The sequence below is a fragment of the Streptomyces sp. NPDC058619 genome (assembly GCF_042717785.1).
Classification (GTDB): domain Bacteria; phylum Actinomycetota; class Actinomycetes; order Streptomycetales; family Streptomycetaceae; genus Streptomyces.
In genome coordinates this window covers 1-12,357 of sequence record NZ_JBHXQN010000047.1, presented here as the reverse complement: position 1 = coordinate 12,357, position 12,357 = coordinate 1, and the positions used below count along the sequence as shown (strand labels likewise).

Sequence of the window (12,357 nt, the reverse complement as noted above, 5' to 3'; positions counted from 1 at the left end):
GCAGTCCTGCTCACGCCGGCACGGAGGACGGGGTCGGGGCAGCTGTCAGGTGACAAGTTCCGTGCTCAGTCACAGCAGCTGGCGGTGGTCGCGCCGCCGGCCCTCGGGATGGGGGTGCAGAACGCGGTCGTCCACCGGCTCGGCGTCCCGGATCTGACCACCACCCTCGTCACCCGGACCCTGACCGGCCTGGCCGCCGATCCGTGGGGCGCGGCCTCCGTACGCCGTCTGGTGTCGGTCGGCGCGCTGGTCTGCGGGGCGCTGTCCGGGGGCCTGCCGATGCTGCGGCACGGATCCCGGTGGGCGCTGCTGGCGGCGGTGGCCCTGCTGGTCTGGGTGGCGGTCCCGGGGTGGTGGAGGCGTACGGAACTCAGCCCGGCCGCCCAGCCGCCCGGCGCGAGGTGACCATGGCGGCGAGGGTCAGCAGCCAGGCACTCACGGCGATCCAGAGCAGCACCTGGCCCAGCGGGCGCAGCCAGCCGATCCCCGCCGGTCCGGCGGCGGAGAGGCAGGCGGTGGCGGTCATCCCGAGTGGGAAGACGGTGGACCAGCGGCGGATGTCGTAGCGCGTCCGGGGGTGGCGCAGCTCGGCGACGAGGAGGACCGCGTACCAGGCGAGGGACACGGCGAGGGTGACGAGCGTGGCGGCGCGCAGGGCCTCGTGCGCGGGACCGGTCCACACCGGTGACGCCGTGAGCTTGGAGCCGGCCAGTGCGGAGATGGACAGGGCGCCGCCCGCCACCCAGTGGTCGCCGGCGCCGCCGACCACCTCGCGGAGGTCGAAGTGCACGAGGGCCCGGGCGTAGAGCACCAGCCCGAGGCCGAAGGCGGCCAGGGCCGCCCAGGCCAGCCAGGTACGGGACAGGGCGACGGCAAGGACCGCCGCCAGGACGGCGAGCCCCTGGGTGGCCACGCAGACGAGGAAGGCGACGCCGGGCATCCGCCGCCGCCAGTGGCGTACGACGTGGAGCATCAGCCAGGGACACAGCGCGGCGGCCACCGCGAGCAGCGCGGCCGCGGCGCCCTGCCACCCGAGCCCGGAGATCCGGGTGCCGATCACGGTGGTGGCGGCGACGGCGGTCAGGCCCGCCGGGGTGTCGGCCTCGGCCCGGAACCGGCCGCGGTCGCCGATCAGCCGGGCGGTGAAGTCGATGCCGAGCACCAGCCACAGCGCCACGGCGACGGCCAGCGCGGCCAGGGACAGCACCTCGTGCCCGACGAGTCCCAGGCCGACGGAGAGGATGCCGGTCGCCATGACGGCGGCTCCCGCCGCGGGCGGGAGCCCGGCCCACCAGCCGCGCTCGGGAAGAGGGCTCACCCCTCCAGCGGACACCACCGCTCGGCGCCCCGCCAGCGGAACCCGGCCCGCACGGTCGGGACGAACGGGGCGGGCGGGCGGCCGGGCCGGGACCGAGCGCGGGCGTACGCACGGGCCCGAGGCGGCGGCCGTGCGGGTGGGCCCGCTGAGTAGGGTGGCGCGCATGGAGTCCTACACCATCGGCCAGGCGGCACGCCTGCTGGGCGTCAGCGTCGACACCGCCCGCCGGTGGGCGGACGCCGGCCGCTTCCCCACCCGGCGCGAGGCCAACCGGCGCATCGTGGACGGCTCCGACCTGGCGGCGTTCTGCGTGGAGGCCGCCCGGGAGGGCGCCGAGGACGAGAACCCTGCGTACACCTCCGCCCGCAACGCCTTCCCCGGCATCGTGACCGGGATCCGGCTCGGCGACGTGTCCGCCCAGGTCGAGGTGCAGGCGGGCCCGCACCGGGTGGTGTCGCTGCTGACCCGGGAGGCGGTCGAGGAGCTGGGCCTCGAAGTCGGCATGCGGGCCACGGCGCGCGTGAAGTCCACCAGCGTGCACGTCGACCGCGGCTGAGCGACCGCCGTGGAGTGGGGGACGGTCCTGGGCGGCCTGGCCGCCGGGCTGCTGATCGCCGTGGTGACGGCGCCGGTCGGGGTGTCGGGGGCGGTGTTCCTCCTGCCGGTGCAGGTGAGCGTGTTCGCCGTGCCCAGCCCGGCCGTGACCCCGACGAACCTGCTGTACCACGTCGTCGCCGGACCGGGGGCGCTCCTGCGGTACCGGCGCACCGGCGCCCTGCGCGGGCCGCTGGTACGGCAGTTGGTGCTGGGCACGCTGCCGGGCGTCGTCCTCGGGGCGGTCATCCGGGTGTTCGCCGTACCCGGGCCCGGTGTCTTCCGGGTGCTGGTGGCCGCGCTCCTGCTGCCGCTGGGGGTGTGGCTCGTCGTCCGGACCCTCCGGCCGGCCAGGCGACCGGCCGGATCCGGTTCCCTGCCGCGGCCCCGGACGGTCACCGGGCTGGCGCTGGCGGTGGGAGTGCTCGGCGGGATCTACGGCATCGGCGGCGGCTCGCTGCTCGGTCCGGTCCTCGTGGGGCGCGGCGTGCCGGTCACGCAGGTCGCCCCGGCCGCGCTGGCCGCCACCTTCGCCACCTCGGTCGTGGGCGCGGCCACGTACGCGCTGCTGTCGCTCACGGGCTCGGACGAGATCGCGCCGCACTGGCTCCTCGGCCTGTCCTGCGGCGCGGGCGGGCTCGTCGGCGGCTACCTCGGCGCCCGGCTTGCGCCCCGCCTTCCCGACCGGGCCCTGCGGCTCCTGCTCGGCACGCTGGCGGCGTTGGTCGGCGCCCTGTACGCGACGGGAACGCTGGGCTGACGGGTCCGCGGTCACGCACCCGCGACGCCTGCACACATTGAAGCGATTCGCCCCTTTTTCAGCCGAATTGCACCGACGCTACTCCGGACGCATGGTGAGCTTGCGTGACCAATCTCCCCAGGAAGGAACGACCCCATCATGAGCAAGGCGAAGGCGAAGGCCAAGCAGGTCAAGGGCAAGCTCAAGGAGACCGCGGGCAGCGCCACGGACGACAAGAAGATGCAGGCGGAAGGCAGCACCGAGCAGATGAGCGGCAAGACCGAGGGGATGGCCGCGAAGGCCGGCGACAAGATGAAGAAGGCCAGGGGCCACCACTGACGCTCCGGCCGGCGCAATGAAGCGGCGCCCGTCACCCGTACGGGCGCCGCACCTGACTCTTTACCCGTGCTGACACGTACGCCCCCTCGGCGCATCCCCGTCCACACCCCGGGCACGCACGAGGGGCCACCCCCTGCCGAAGGGACCGTCGTGATCTTCACCGTGCTCCTCGTGCCGCCCCTCCTCCTCTGCGTCATGCTCGCCCTCGGCCGCTACGAGGAGCACATGTTCGATCCCGACCGGCTGCAGCCGGCCCCACCGCTCCGGCATCTGACGCCCGTCCCCGAGGCGGAGACCGAGACGGCGGGCGAGACGGCGCCCGCCCCGCCCGCCGCGCCGGTCGTCCCCGGCAGCCAGGCCGCCTGAACCGGGCCGCCCGAACCGGGGCCGCGACCGAGGCCGCCCGAGCGGAGGCCGCGCACCAGCCTGGCCCGCTTCGCGCGGGCACGCCGGAGCCCGAGCCCCCTCCGCCTCAGGCCGGCTTCAGCGCCAGGCGCCGGATCGGGCGTACGGCCAGCAGCGCGAGGGCGCAGCCGAAGCCGACCACCGCCCCGGTTGCCAGGAGCCGGTGGACGCCGAAGAGGGCGCTGGCCGGGCCGGCCAGCGCCTGCCCGAAGGGGACGGCCAGGATCGATCCGGCGACCTCGTAGGCGGTCACCCGGCCCAGCCGGTTGGCAGTACAGGCCACCGCGTACGGCTATCCCCGACAGCGCCCCGTACTGGTCGGACCGGTCACCTGCCTGCTCCTGGCCAAGCCCGCCCCCCGTGTCGCCGCCGGCTTCGAGCCGATCACCCTACTGGACCAGTCCTACGGCACCCGGTACGTCCGCCCCCGGTCCTGGCCGGGGACATCTCCCGCCCCGAGCCGATGACCGTCCGCTGGACGACGTATGCGCAGGCGCAGACCGCCAGGCCGGTCAAGGGCATGCTGACCGGTCCCGCCACGATGCTCGCCTGGTCCTTCGTACGCGACGACCAGCCGCTCGGCGAGACCGCGCGCCAGGTCGGCCTGGCCCTGCGCGACGAGGTCAACGACCAACGACCTGGAGGCGGCCCGCTCCCACATGCAGGTCGCGACCGAGCTCACCGAGCACGGATACCGGCGCGAAGCCGGTCCCGGCGTGTGGGACATCCACTCGCCGCGCATCCCCTCCGCGCAGGAGGCGGCCCTGCTCCGCAAGGGGCTGGAGGCCATCCCCGCCGAACGCCTCTGGGTCAACCCCGACTGCGGCCTGAAGACCCGCGGCTGGCCCGGGACCCGCGCCTCGCTGGAGCACCTGGTATCCGCGGCCCGCGAGATCCGGGCGGAACTCTCCCACTCCTGAGGCGGTTGGGGCCGGGCCGGACGGGGCTTCCCGTACGGCCCGGCCCGCCTGTTTCCGGGGGCATATTCCACGGCTGGATCCCACCTGTCCCCCCAGCGCGCACACCCTTAGGTTAGGTTTACCTAAACAAGGGGGTGGGTGGATGCGCGAGAAGGCACGACGCCAGTCACAACAGGACGAGTGGGCCGACGAAGTGGTGGCCTGGCTGGGGTCCCAGGAGGACATGGACCGGGCGCTGCGCGATGCGCTGCGCCGCACGCCCAGCCAGCGTGAGGAAACGATTGCCCGCATGGCGGACGCCCTGCGCGGAGCCGCCCAGGGACTGACCCTCCCCGGATGTGCGGCCGTCGCCGGCGTTCCCGAGCGCACCCTGCGCGAATGGCTGGAAATCGACGCCAGCTTCGCCGCGGCGGTCAGCGCCGCGCACGCACTGGCCGAGGCCCACGGGCTGAGACCGGGGACGGCCCCCACACCCGCCGCGCTCCAGCTGATGCTGAACGCTATCCGCAAGGGCGCCGCGTGGCCGGCGGCGGCGACCCTCGTCGGGATCTCCATCCGCGGGTTCAACCGGCTGCGGGCCGAGGCGCCACCCGTGGGGGCCCTGATCGCGGCGGCCCAGCGGGCCCGGTCGGCGAAGGCGGCCGCGGGCCAGCGGCGCCGGCCGGCCAAGGCGGCGAGCAGCCGGGCGGGGTACCGGATCGTACAGCTCGACGACCCCCTTCTGTCGCCGCACGGTCAACCCGGCTCCCGCACGGACGGGTTGGAAGAGAGCGCCACCCACCGGGACTGAGCACCGGACGCCAGGCGGAGGGCGGGGCTCGCGACCGTATACCGGCCCGCACGCCGGAACCACCGCCGCAGAAGCCGGGGCCCGCCGCCGCAGAAGCCGCCACCGGCCGCCGAAGACGCCAACCTGGCGCGACGCCTACCACCGGTCCGCGGAGCACCGCGGCCGACGCCTCCGGCACGTGCGGACGGGCGTCCGTGGACGCGGCGCGCACCGCGTGGATCAGCCGCGGGTGGTCTTGCGCCAGCCGAAGGGGCCCGGCAGATCCACCGAGGTGGTGCGGCGGCCGGTGCTGCTGTGCGTGTGGCGCGGGCCGTGCTTGCCGCCGCCGGTGGTGATCGACCACGACTTGCGGTTGATGTTCAGCCGGACGCCGGGCAGGATCCTGAAGCTCTTGCGGAATGTCAGCGGCATGACGTCTCGCTTCCTCGGTGCGCGTAGGGACGGGCGGCCCGACTGTTCCTGTGTACAGGCCAGTTGGCATACGTGTGTCCCGCGCCGGCCGTTCCATGCACCCGAGTTCCGCCCGGGCGACGGTCAGGGGGTGTCGCCGTCCCAGACGAACCGCTCGTCGGGGTCGGTCGGGGAGGGGCTGTACAGCGTCCGCCCGCCCGGGCCGAAGAGGCCACGGTCGGTGGCGAGGAGCACGCCGTCCACCCGCTCCTGGTCGGGCAGGTTGGTGACGTCGAGGAGCTGACCGTCGAGAGGACCGCCCGTCAGCCTCACGTACACCCGGCCCGGGGTCGGGCGGACCCAGTGTCCTTCGTCGCCGCAGTACACCCGCTCGTCCACCGTGCCCACCTGCCCACCCGCCCCTCTCCCCGTCGGACCCGCTTCGGAGGCCATCCTCCCCTACGCGTCCGGGTCGGTGGCAGCCCGGTGGGGTGCCGGACGGCGGCCGGGCCGCAGCCGCCGTCCGGCCTCCCGGATGTCACCGGCTCCGCGCACGTTCCCGCAGGTCGTACCGATTGAACAAGTGCCGCCGCCCGCCTCCCAGTTCGTACCCAGCACGGTCCGGAACCCGAAGGCCGCGGCGCCGGCGGGCAGGGCGCGCTGACCGCGCCCTGCGCCCTCTTCGACGGCATCCGGGCCGACGCACAGCCCCTCGGCGAGGCCGCACCCACGGACACCGGCGGCCCGAACCCCAGGAGCCCACCACCATCGCCCGGCTGCCCGGGGTCACACCGACGAGACCATCGCCAAGCGCCTCGGCGCGCGCGGCCGCTGCGAAGCAGGCGTCGGATGCGTTTCAGCGCGGCTGGCCGCGGGGGTAACGACACCCGTCGCCCGGAACCCCGATCGGTCCGCACCTTGACTCGGCCTACGGGGTGCGGCCTACAGGGTGCGGGCCGCCTCGACGCCGTCCGCGATCGTGAACAGGTCCCGGGCCTGCGTGAGGAGCAACAGCCGGTCGAGCTGGTGCGGTACGGGTCCTGCCAGGACCAGGCGACCGGTGCGCAGCAGCATCAGCATCTGATTGAGCATGGAGGAGTCCGCGAAGGAGACCCGGCGGAGGTCGAGGACGATACGGCGGACCTCGGGATCGGCGGCGGCCGCCGTACCCACAGCCCGGAAGGGCTCCAGGGTGTCCTGGTCGAACTCCCCCGCACACACGATGACCCGGACCCCGCCGACGTCCGGCTCGACCCGCACCTGCTGTTCCATCGCCTACTCCCTCCCACCGGTGACCAGCCCATTCTCCCCCTTCGGCCCCGCGCCTCGTACAACAGGAGCGCGAGAAGCGGCGGACCGGGGGCCCGCGCGGCTCCCACAGGTTCCGTACCGCGTCGGTACGTGCACGGCCGCCGGGGGAAGGCGGTGATCGCGGGCCGATCATGGTGGTGCAGGCCGGTCCCGTGCCGGGAGACTTCCCGTGGAGATCACCGGAAGGTGTGTACCCGGCCGTCACCGCCGGGCCGGGCCCCGGTAGGTTCGACAGACGAGGGTGTGCGGCCTTGGCCAAAAGGGCCGCGACGGGGGCCGCACACCCCGGCCCCCACCGGTGAGCAGGCCGGCGCGCGACGTTACCGCCGACCAGGCGACCGCGGCACGATGAACAGCGGCACGATGAACAGGCGCCGGCGTACACCCGAGCCCGCGTAGGTGGCGTTCGAGGGCGGGCCCGGGGCAGTCGCGGCGCGGGGTCAGGGCTTGGCACCCGTGGTCTGCGCGTTCGTGAGGGTCACGGGCTGCCCGCCGGAGTCGTACAGGCGCGTGACGAAGATCCGGAAGCCGAGTTCGCGGAGTCTGATCTCGGCTTCGGCGGTGCCGGCGGATTCGCAGCCGCCGAGGACGGCGCGCATGAGCGGCAGAACGGGCACCAGGCGTCCGCCCACGTGGGCCATCACCCAGTAGTCGTTGCGGCCGTGGGCGGTGTACTCGGGTGTGTCGAGTGCGGCCTCCGCGACATCGGCGCGGGTGATCGCGATGAATTGGCCGCTCTTCGTCCTGACTGTGACCTCGGACCGGTTCTCAGGCATGGGTGCGCTCCTGGTTGCGTGGCATCTCGTCGAAATCGGGTGATCGTGACCCGGACCGTGACCCGGACCGTGACCGTCCCGCCCGGCCGTCGGGTGTGGAGCCCTCACGGATCATTTGGCGTCGAGGTCATTCCTGATCATGGACACGGCTGAGGCCAGTCGGCTGAGGCCGGTCAGCACCTCGCGGATGCCCTCCGCTGCCTGCGGTTCGTCGTTCTTGGCGGCCCCTGCGACGCACTCGTTGCCTCCGTGCTCGAAGGCGGTCAAGGCTTCCGTCCAGAATTCCCGGGCGTTGTCACTCGGGATGGTGTTCAGCTTCTTGGCCTTCGCCACCGCGGTGAGCAGCTCCCGGCAGGCGGTGTCCCGGCTGTCCATCGGGCCCGAGTACACGTTGCTGACCCCGTTCGAGGCGTCGGAGAGGGCCGTGACGCTGCTCTTGCCCCCGGACGACCACCAGTCCTCCAGTTCCTCGGCCGGGGTCGAGCTGCACCCGGCGAGCAGCAGCCCGGTGGCCGCAGCGGTGGCGGCGCGTGTGAGTAAGCGGGCGCGGAAGCGCATGGAACTCCCCAGAGATCGGTTGTGCCGATGCTGCCAGGAATCGCCGCGGCCGGGAGGGCGCGTGACAGTACCGTGACTGCGCGGCCATCGGCGCGCACATCCGGGCCCGCACCGGGCGTACGTCCTCGGACGACAGGAAGCTGACATGACCACATCCCGTACGCACCGCCACCACGGCGGTATCGGCGCCCTCTTCACCGCCGCGGCGCTCGCGGCGACGTTGGCCGGGTGTTCGATGAAGGACGCTGTCTGCCGTGGTGGGGAGTACCCCGTCATGACGGTCGGGGACACCGGCTCCGCCTGCGTCACGAACGGGAAGCCGCCGCCCGAGGGCTACGCGCGCTATCCCGAGGGCAAGGTGCCGAAGCACGTGGACGACACCTGGGACGTGTACTGGCGCACCCACACCCTCGACTCCGAGGGCAACACCGTCGACGCCCCGGCCCCGCGCTAGATGCCTCCTTGGCGGAGTCGGTGGGACCCCCTGCCGACCTCGACGCGCCGGGGACCCCGCGCCGTGCGCCCGGGGCCCGCGCACCCGGAGCCACGCGCACCCGGGGCCCGGCGACCCCGCGTGGCCGGCCACCCCGCGTGCCCGTCGACCGGTCTGCCGGGCAAGCAGCCGTCGGCGTCGGCGTCTCAGTCGATCCGGAGGGTCCCACTCCGCCTTACCTCGACGCCCATGGCACCCACCGCTCGCACCACCGCCCAGCGCTACCCCGATCGCGTCACCTACGCCGGGAAGCCGCCTACGCCATCCGAGACGAGGCACTCGCGGTACACATCGGCTTCACCACCGACGAGGGGCCGATGATCATCCCCACCCTGCACTGCGCGAGGGCAACCGGCTCCTCCTGCACGGTTCGGTCCACGGTCGCTTCATGACCTCCGCCGCGGCCGGCATCCCGGTCTGCGTCACGGCCACCCTCGACGGCCTGATCCTCGGCCGCGCCGCCTCGCACCAATCGGCCGCCTACCGCTCCGTGGTGGTCTTCGGGCAGGCCACCGAGATCGAGGACCTGGAGGAACGCACCGACGCGCTGGCGTGCATCGTGGAGTGCGTCGTCCCGGGCCGCCTCTCCGGGCCCCACGCGGCGCGCCGCCCCGGCGTCGAGGAATCGCAGTACACCGCGGTCCTCATGCTGCCCATCGAGGAGTTCCTCGATCAAGACCCCGCAGCGGCTTCGCCGGGGACGAGCCCAAGGACGACGCGGTCGAGACCTGGGCCGGCTTCATCCCCCTCACCTCCACCACCGGGACCCCCGTACCGGACGGCATCACCGGAACGCGCTTCCAGGCCCCCGCCCCCGCCCTCCTGGACCGCACCAGGCGCGGCCGCCCGGCACGCCCCCGGGCCCAGCCGTACGCCCCGGAGGAGTGGGAGCCAGCGTGCCCGTAGAACCCGTAGAGCCCGTGGGCCGCAACGGCGCCTCACCGGTCCCGGTTCAGGGGATCCGCCAGACGTTGGCGAAGGCCGCGTTCTCGATGGACCGCCGCTGGCGCACCGCTTCCAGCTCCATCACCGCGTCGTTGACGGCAGCCAGCACCGTCGCCACCGCATCACCGTCCCAGGCCGCCTCCTCGTCGGACGTGTCGCGGCCGATACCGACGGCCGCCGCGAGAGCCACGAGTACGGGCTCGTCCTCCTCCCAGCGGCTCCGCGCCCGGCTGCGGCCGGGGGTGTCGACGAGCTCCATGCGCTCGGTCCCGAACGGCAGGCGGCCCCGCCGGGCACGCGTCAGCAGGCCGTCCTCCTCGAACGCGGCCTGGTAGGCCGCGGACAGGTCGCGGCCCCGCCGCCACAGCCAGTCCTCGACGCGCTCGTACGGCACCTGCCGGACCAGCGCCGAATCCGCCGCGGCGAGCAACCGGTCCTCCGGCGCCGGCTGCGCGCCCGGCACGACGAGATCGCCGTCCAGGGCAACGACCTGCGCGGTCAGGAGATCGATCAGTTCGGCACCCGCGAGGGACAGGGACAGGTCGCCCTGCCCCACGGCACCCTCCGGGCGGGGTTCCATGGCAAGGCTGAACAGGTCTTTCGCCGTGGTCATGTACGACTCCCTCGTCGTCGGCCGGACCGGCGTCCCGGGGCCGGGGTGGTGCGGGTCACAGGCCGCTCCTGAGCGCCAGCTAACCACACGCCGCCGACGGACCGGGGCGAACGGACACCGGGCCCCGGCCCGCGGTGCGGTCCGTCCGACCGGCCGTCGGCCGGCGCCCTCCCGGCGGGTGTCACGGTCCTGCGCGTGCAGGCAGCGGTGCTGACAGAACGGGTCCTGGAACGGGTGCGACGCACCCCCGGGGCGTCCGCCCTGCATGCAGTACCTGCACGTGCCGTGGGTGACCGGCGCTGTCCCCCGGCCGATGGACGCAGCGGTGCGGGCGCGGGCCGCGTCCCCGTCCGGCCGGCCCCTGCCGCCGAGCCTGCGCGCATGGCTGACGTACGACAGCCTGCCGGAGCGGTACGTCGTGGCGGTTCTGCGAGACCTGGACGAGTTCGTCGTTTCTCTCGACCAGCTCGGATCGCGCCAAGCCTCTCGTAGTCGCGTGCGTGGCGTAGGGCGGGCATGAGCCGGACCAGCGTGCGCTCGACGACCCACCGGCGCGGCAGGACCACGAATCCGGTGACGTCCTCGGGTCAGCCGACCGTATCGATGGTGAGCGGTAGGTGGCCGACACCGCGGGCCTCCTGTCGATGGACTTCCCGACGTACGCGGCGCCGCCCGGGCCCGCCCCCGGGTACGGCGGCGGGCCCGGTGGTTCAGCCGGTGAAGGCCTCGACGAGGGTCCAGACGGCGAGGCCGGCCATGCAGACGGCGCCGATGCGCTGGACGGTCTTCAGCGGCACCCTCTTGGCGATGAACTGCCCCGCCACGAGGGCGAGTGCGGACACGGACATGAGGGCCACCGCCGAGCCGATCGCCGTGGGCAGCCATCCGTTGGAGGCGGCGAGGTTGGCGGTGGTGATCTGGGTCAGGTCACCCCACTCGCTGATGAAGACGGCCATGAACGCGGTGGTGTAGACGGGCCAGAAGCCCGTCACGATCTTGCTGTCGGCGTCTTCCCCGTCGTCGTTCCCACTGCGGAGCAGTACGAACGCACCGAAGGCGAACAGGGCCGCGGACACGAGCTTGACGGCCATGTTCGGCAACAGGCCGAGCAGGCTGCCCGCGCTCACCGCGATGGCGACGTGCACGATGAACGCGGTCGACGTGCCGAACCACACGTACAGGGGGCGCATGCGCGTGCCCATGGCCAGCGAGGCGAACATGGTCTTGTCGGGAAGCTCGGCGAGGAAGATCAGCCCGAAGGCGGTCAGGATCGCCACTGGGTCGAAGGTCATTCCGGGTCTTTCTGCTGGGGCCGGGCCGCCAGCTCCTTCTGCACCCCGGGCGGGCGACGGGAAGAACCACTCGGCCCGGCGCGACGAAGCAGCCCACATGGAGATGGGGGCCTGGTCATGCCGTAGCCGAAGGTCTCGTCCACCCCAGGATGCGGGGCCCGGTGGCCGGGATACCCAAGGGCATCCAGCGTGTCGACCAGCGGTATTACAGGACTACTCCCCTTCGCTGCCGACCATTCTAACCTCATCGACCCGCGGGCCCCGGCCGGCCGGCCCGGGTGCGCTGCGGGGGTCAGGCCAGGCCGGCCCCCAGGGCGAGGCGCGCCGCCTCGGCCACGTCCCGGATGCCGGCCTGGGCGAACAGGTTGTTGATGTGGGTCTTGACCGTGACCTCGCTGACGAGGAGCCGTCCGTCGATGGCGCGGCTCGGGAGGCCCTGACCGATGAGGCCGAGCACCTCGCGTGCGCAGGGTGAGGTTGCCCGGAAGGGGTGCGGGCGCGGGGGCGGGCCGTGGCGCGGGGGGCCGCGGACAGGTAGCGGGCCTGTACGGCGAGGTCGAGCACCGACTGCCCCGCGGCGTCGGCGCGGATCGCCGGGGCGATGTCCCGGCGTCCCGCGTGCTCGGTCAGGTAGCCGCGCACTCTGGCGCTCAGTGCGGCCATGATCGATTCGTCGTCGGCGAACTCGTGGGCGAGAGCACCGACAGGTGACCTCACGGCTCCACGGCTAAACGCGGCTAAACGGCTGGCGGTATGACATCGGGGCCCGGACCACATGCGGACGCTGTTGGTTTATTCGGGCCCGTGCGTGACGTCGGCTCCCAAGACCTGGTTGTGGTCTTGGGAGCCGGCGTTGTCGTATGGGGTGGGTGTC

16 protein-coding genes and 4 pseudogenes are annotated in these 12,357 nt (G+C 73.5%); 9 read left to right on the top strand and 11 right to left on the bottom strand.

Annotation, left to right across the window (positions count from 1 at the left end):
- Nucleotides 1-84 precede the first annotated feature (84 nt).
- The gene (locus tag ACFWTC_RS30395) at nucleotides 85-405 is read left to right on the top strand and encodes a DUF1275 family protein (protein WP_383919798.1); all 321 of its coding nucleotides are present in this window, start codon (nucleotides 85-87) and stop codon (nucleotides 403-405) included.
- Here the strand turns inward: ACFWTC_RS30395 and ACFWTC_RS30390 are convergent.
- A complete protein-coding gene (locus ACFWTC_RS30390) occupies nucleotides 371-1,318 on the bottom strand; it encodes a tellurite resistance/C4-dicarboxylate transporter family protein (RefSeq protein WP_384029249.1) in 948 nt (315 codons plus the stop codon). The two genes, ACFWTC_RS30395 and ACFWTC_RS30390, sit on opposite strands and share 35 nt — an antisense overlap.
- A gap of 163 nt (nucleotides 1,319-1,481) precedes the next feature.
- Here ACFWTC_RS30390 and ACFWTC_RS30385 point away from each other — a divergent pair, with 163 nt between their 5' ends.
- From ACFWTC_RS30385 to ACFWTC_RS30370, 4 genes are all read left to right on the top strand, one after another.
- Nucleotides 1,482-1,874 carry a molybdopterin-binding protein gene (locus ACFWTC_RS30385; RefSeq protein WP_383919794.1) on the top strand — a complete coding sequence of 131 codons (393 nt, stop codon included), beginning with the start codon at nucleotides 1,482-1,484 and terminating at the stop codon, nucleotides 1,872-1,874.
- A gap of 9 nt (nucleotides 1,875-1,883) precedes the next feature.
- Entirely contained in the window at nucleotides 1,884-2,672 is a 789-nt protein-coding gene (locus tag ACFWTC_RS30380) for a sulfite exporter TauE/SafE family protein (RefSeq protein ID WP_384029251.1), read from the top strand.
- Nucleotides 2,673-2,810: 138 nt separating this feature from the next.
- The gene (locus ACFWTC_RS30375; RefSeq protein WP_383919789.1) at nucleotides 2,811-2,990 is read left to right on the top strand and encodes a CsbD family protein; all 180 of its coding nucleotides are present in this window, start codon (nucleotides 2,811-2,813) and stop codon (nucleotides 2,988-2,990) included.
- A 66-nt stretch (nucleotides 2,991-3,056) separates the two neighbouring features.
- Nucleotides 3,057-3,356 carry a hypothetical protein gene (locus ACFWTC_RS30370; protein ID WP_384029253.1) on the top strand — a complete coding sequence of 100 codons (300 nt, stop codon included), beginning with the start codon at nucleotides 3,057-3,059 and terminating at the stop codon, nucleotides 3,354-3,356.
- Nucleotides 3,357-3,462: 106 nt separating this feature from the next.
- Here ACFWTC_RS30370 and ACFWTC_RS30365 read toward each other — a convergent pair whose 3' ends face one another.
- On the bottom strand, nucleotides 3,463-3,678 hold the full coding sequence (locus ACFWTC_RS30365) for a hypothetical protein (RefSeq protein ID WP_384029255.1): 216 nt from the start codon (nucleotides 3,676-3,678) through the stop codon (nucleotides 3,463-3,465).
- 115 nt (nucleotides 3,679-3,793) lie between these two features.
- On the opposite strand from ACFWTC_RS30365, the pseudogene ACFWTC_RS30360 reads away from it, so the two are divergent.
- Together ACFWTC_RS30360 and ACFWTC_RS30355 are read left to right on the top strand one after the other, a co-directional pair.
- A pseudogene (locus ACFWTC_RS30360) lies at nucleotides 3,794-4,315 on the top strand (5-methyltetrahydropteroyltriglutamate--homocysteine S-methyltransferase); the annotation flags it as partial.
- 142 nt (nucleotides 4,316-4,457) lie between these two features.
- Nucleotides 4,458-5,105 carry a hypothetical protein gene (locus ACFWTC_RS30355; protein WP_384029257.1) on the top strand — a complete coding sequence of 216 codons (648 nt, stop codon included), beginning with the start codon at nucleotides 4,458-4,460 and terminating at the stop codon, nucleotides 5,103-5,105.
- A 219-nt stretch (nucleotides 5,106-5,324) separates the two neighbouring features.
- Here the strand turns inward: ACFWTC_RS30355 and ACFWTC_RS30350 are convergent, their stop codons facing one another.
- The 5 genes from ACFWTC_RS30350 to ACFWTC_RS30330 all read right to left on the bottom strand — a co-directional run bounded on the left by ACFWTC_RS30350 (nucleotide 5,325) and on the right by ACFWTC_RS30330 (nucleotide 8,140).
- Nucleotides 5,325-5,516, bottom strand: a complete 192-nt coding sequence (locus ACFWTC_RS30350) for a DUF4236 domain-containing protein (RefSeq protein WP_150521392.1) — start codon at nucleotides 5,514-5,516, stop codon at nucleotides 5,325-5,327.
- 123 nt (nucleotides 5,517-5,639) lie between these two features.
- Nucleotides 5,640-5,894 carry a hypothetical protein gene (locus ACFWTC_RS30345; protein WP_383919779.1) on the bottom strand — a complete coding sequence of 85 codons (255 nt, stop codon included), beginning with the start codon at nucleotides 5,892-5,894 and terminating at the stop codon, nucleotides 5,640-5,642.
- Nucleotides 5,895-6,437: 543 nt separating this feature from the next.
- Nucleotides 6,438-6,767 carry an STAS domain-containing protein gene (locus ACFWTC_RS30340; RefSeq protein ID WP_383919776.1) on the bottom strand — a complete coding sequence of 110 codons (330 nt, stop codon included), beginning with the start codon at nucleotides 6,765-6,767 and terminating at the stop codon, nucleotides 6,438-6,440.
- Nucleotides 6,768-7,246: 479 nt separating this feature from the next.
- Nucleotides 7,247-7,582 carry a hypothetical protein gene (locus ACFWTC_RS30335; protein WP_383919774.1) on the bottom strand — a complete coding sequence of 112 codons (336 nt, stop codon included), beginning with the start codon at nucleotides 7,580-7,582 and terminating at the stop codon, nucleotides 7,247-7,249.
- A 111-nt stretch (nucleotides 7,583-7,693) separates the two neighbouring features.
- Entirely contained in the window at nucleotides 7,694-8,140 is a 447-nt protein-coding gene (locus tag ACFWTC_RS30330; protein WP_383919772.1) for a hypothetical protein, read from the bottom strand.
- Between the two features lie 145 nt (nucleotides 8,141-8,285).
- Here ACFWTC_RS30330 and ACFWTC_RS30325 point away from each other — a divergent pair, with 145 nt between their 5' ends.
- Complete coding sequence (locus tag ACFWTC_RS30325) at nucleotides 8,286-8,594, top strand: SCO0607 family lipoprotein (RefSeq protein WP_383919769.1); 309 nt, start codon at nucleotides 8,286-8,288, stop codon at nucleotides 8,592-8,594.
- 427 nt (nucleotides 8,595-9,021) lie between these two features.
- A pseudogene (locus tag ACFWTC_RS30320) lies at nucleotides 9,022-9,237 on the top strand (pyridoxamine 5'-phosphate oxidase family protein); the annotation flags it as partial.
- Between the two features lie 348 nt (nucleotides 9,238-9,585).
- Here ACFWTC_RS30320 and ACFWTC_RS30315 read toward each other — a convergent pair.
- The 4 genes and pseudogenes from ACFWTC_RS30315 to ACFWTC_RS30300 form a co-directional block, all read right to left on the bottom strand.
- On the bottom strand, nucleotides 9,586-10,191 hold the full coding sequence (locus ACFWTC_RS30315; protein ID WP_384029259.1) for a GPP34 family phosphoprotein: 606 nt from the start codon (nucleotides 10,189-10,191) through the stop codon (nucleotides 9,586-9,588).
- A gap of 479 nt (nucleotides 10,192-10,670) precedes the next feature.
- Nucleotides 10,671-10,775: pseudogene (locus ACFWTC_RS30310) on the bottom strand (IS5/IS1182 family transposase); the annotation flags it as partial.
- Between the two features lie 126 nt (nucleotides 10,776-10,901).
- Nucleotides 10,902-11,483 (bottom strand): TMEM165/GDT1 family protein, encoded by a 582-nt coding sequence (locus tag ACFWTC_RS30305; protein ID WP_383933546.1) that lies wholly within the window; start codon nucleotides 11,481-11,483, stop codon nucleotides 10,902-10,904.
- Nucleotides 11,484-11,775: 292 nt separating this feature from the next.
- A pseudogene (locus ACFWTC_RS30300) lies at nucleotides 11,776-12,167 on the bottom strand (LuxR C-terminal-related transcriptional regulator); the annotation flags it as partial.
- Nucleotides 12,168-12,357 lie beyond the last annotated feature (190 nt).

Bases quoted from the DNA above. Each gene is read 5' to 3' on its own strand.
- ACFWTC_RS30385 (WP_383919794.1), top strand. From the start codon at position 1,482: ATGGAGTCCTACACCATCGGCCAGGCGGCACGCCTGCTGGGCGTCAGC.
- ACFWTC_RS30375 (WP_383919789.1), top strand. From the start codon at position 2,811: ATGAGCAAGGCGAAGGCGAAGGCCAAGCAGGTCAAGGGCAAGCTCAAG.
- ACFWTC_RS30355 (WP_384029257.1), top strand. From the start codon at position 4,458: ATGCGCGAGAAGGCACGACGCCAGTCACAACAGGACGAGTGGGCCGAC.
- ACFWTC_RS30350 (WP_150521392.1), bottom strand. From the start codon at position 5,516: ATGCCGCTGACATTCCGCAAGAGCTTCAGGATCCTGCCCGGCGTCCGG.
- ACFWTC_RS30340 (WP_383919776.1), bottom strand. From the start codon at position 6,767: ATGGAACAGCAGGTGCGGGTCGAGCCGGACGTCGGCGGGGTCCGGGTC.
- ACFWTC_RS30335 (WP_383919774.1), bottom strand. From the start codon at position 7,582: ATGCCTGAGAACCGGTCCGAGGTCACAGTCAGGACGAAGAGCGGCCAA.
- ACFWTC_RS30330 (WP_383919772.1), bottom strand. From the start codon at position 8,140: ATGCGCTTCCGCGCCCGCTTACTCACACGCGCCGCCACCGCTGCGGCC.
- ACFWTC_RS30325 (WP_383919769.1), top strand. From the start codon at position 8,286: ATGACCACATCCCGTACGCACCGCCACCACGGCGGTATCGGCGCCCTC.
- ACFWTC_RS30315 (WP_384029259.1), bottom strand. From the start codon at position 10,191: ATGACCACGGCGAAAGACCTGTTCAGCCTTGCCATGGAACCCCGCCCG.
- ACFWTC_RS30305 (WP_383933546.1), bottom strand. From the start codon at position 11,483: ATGACCTTCGACCCAGTGGCGATCCTGACCGCCTTCGGGCTGATCTTC.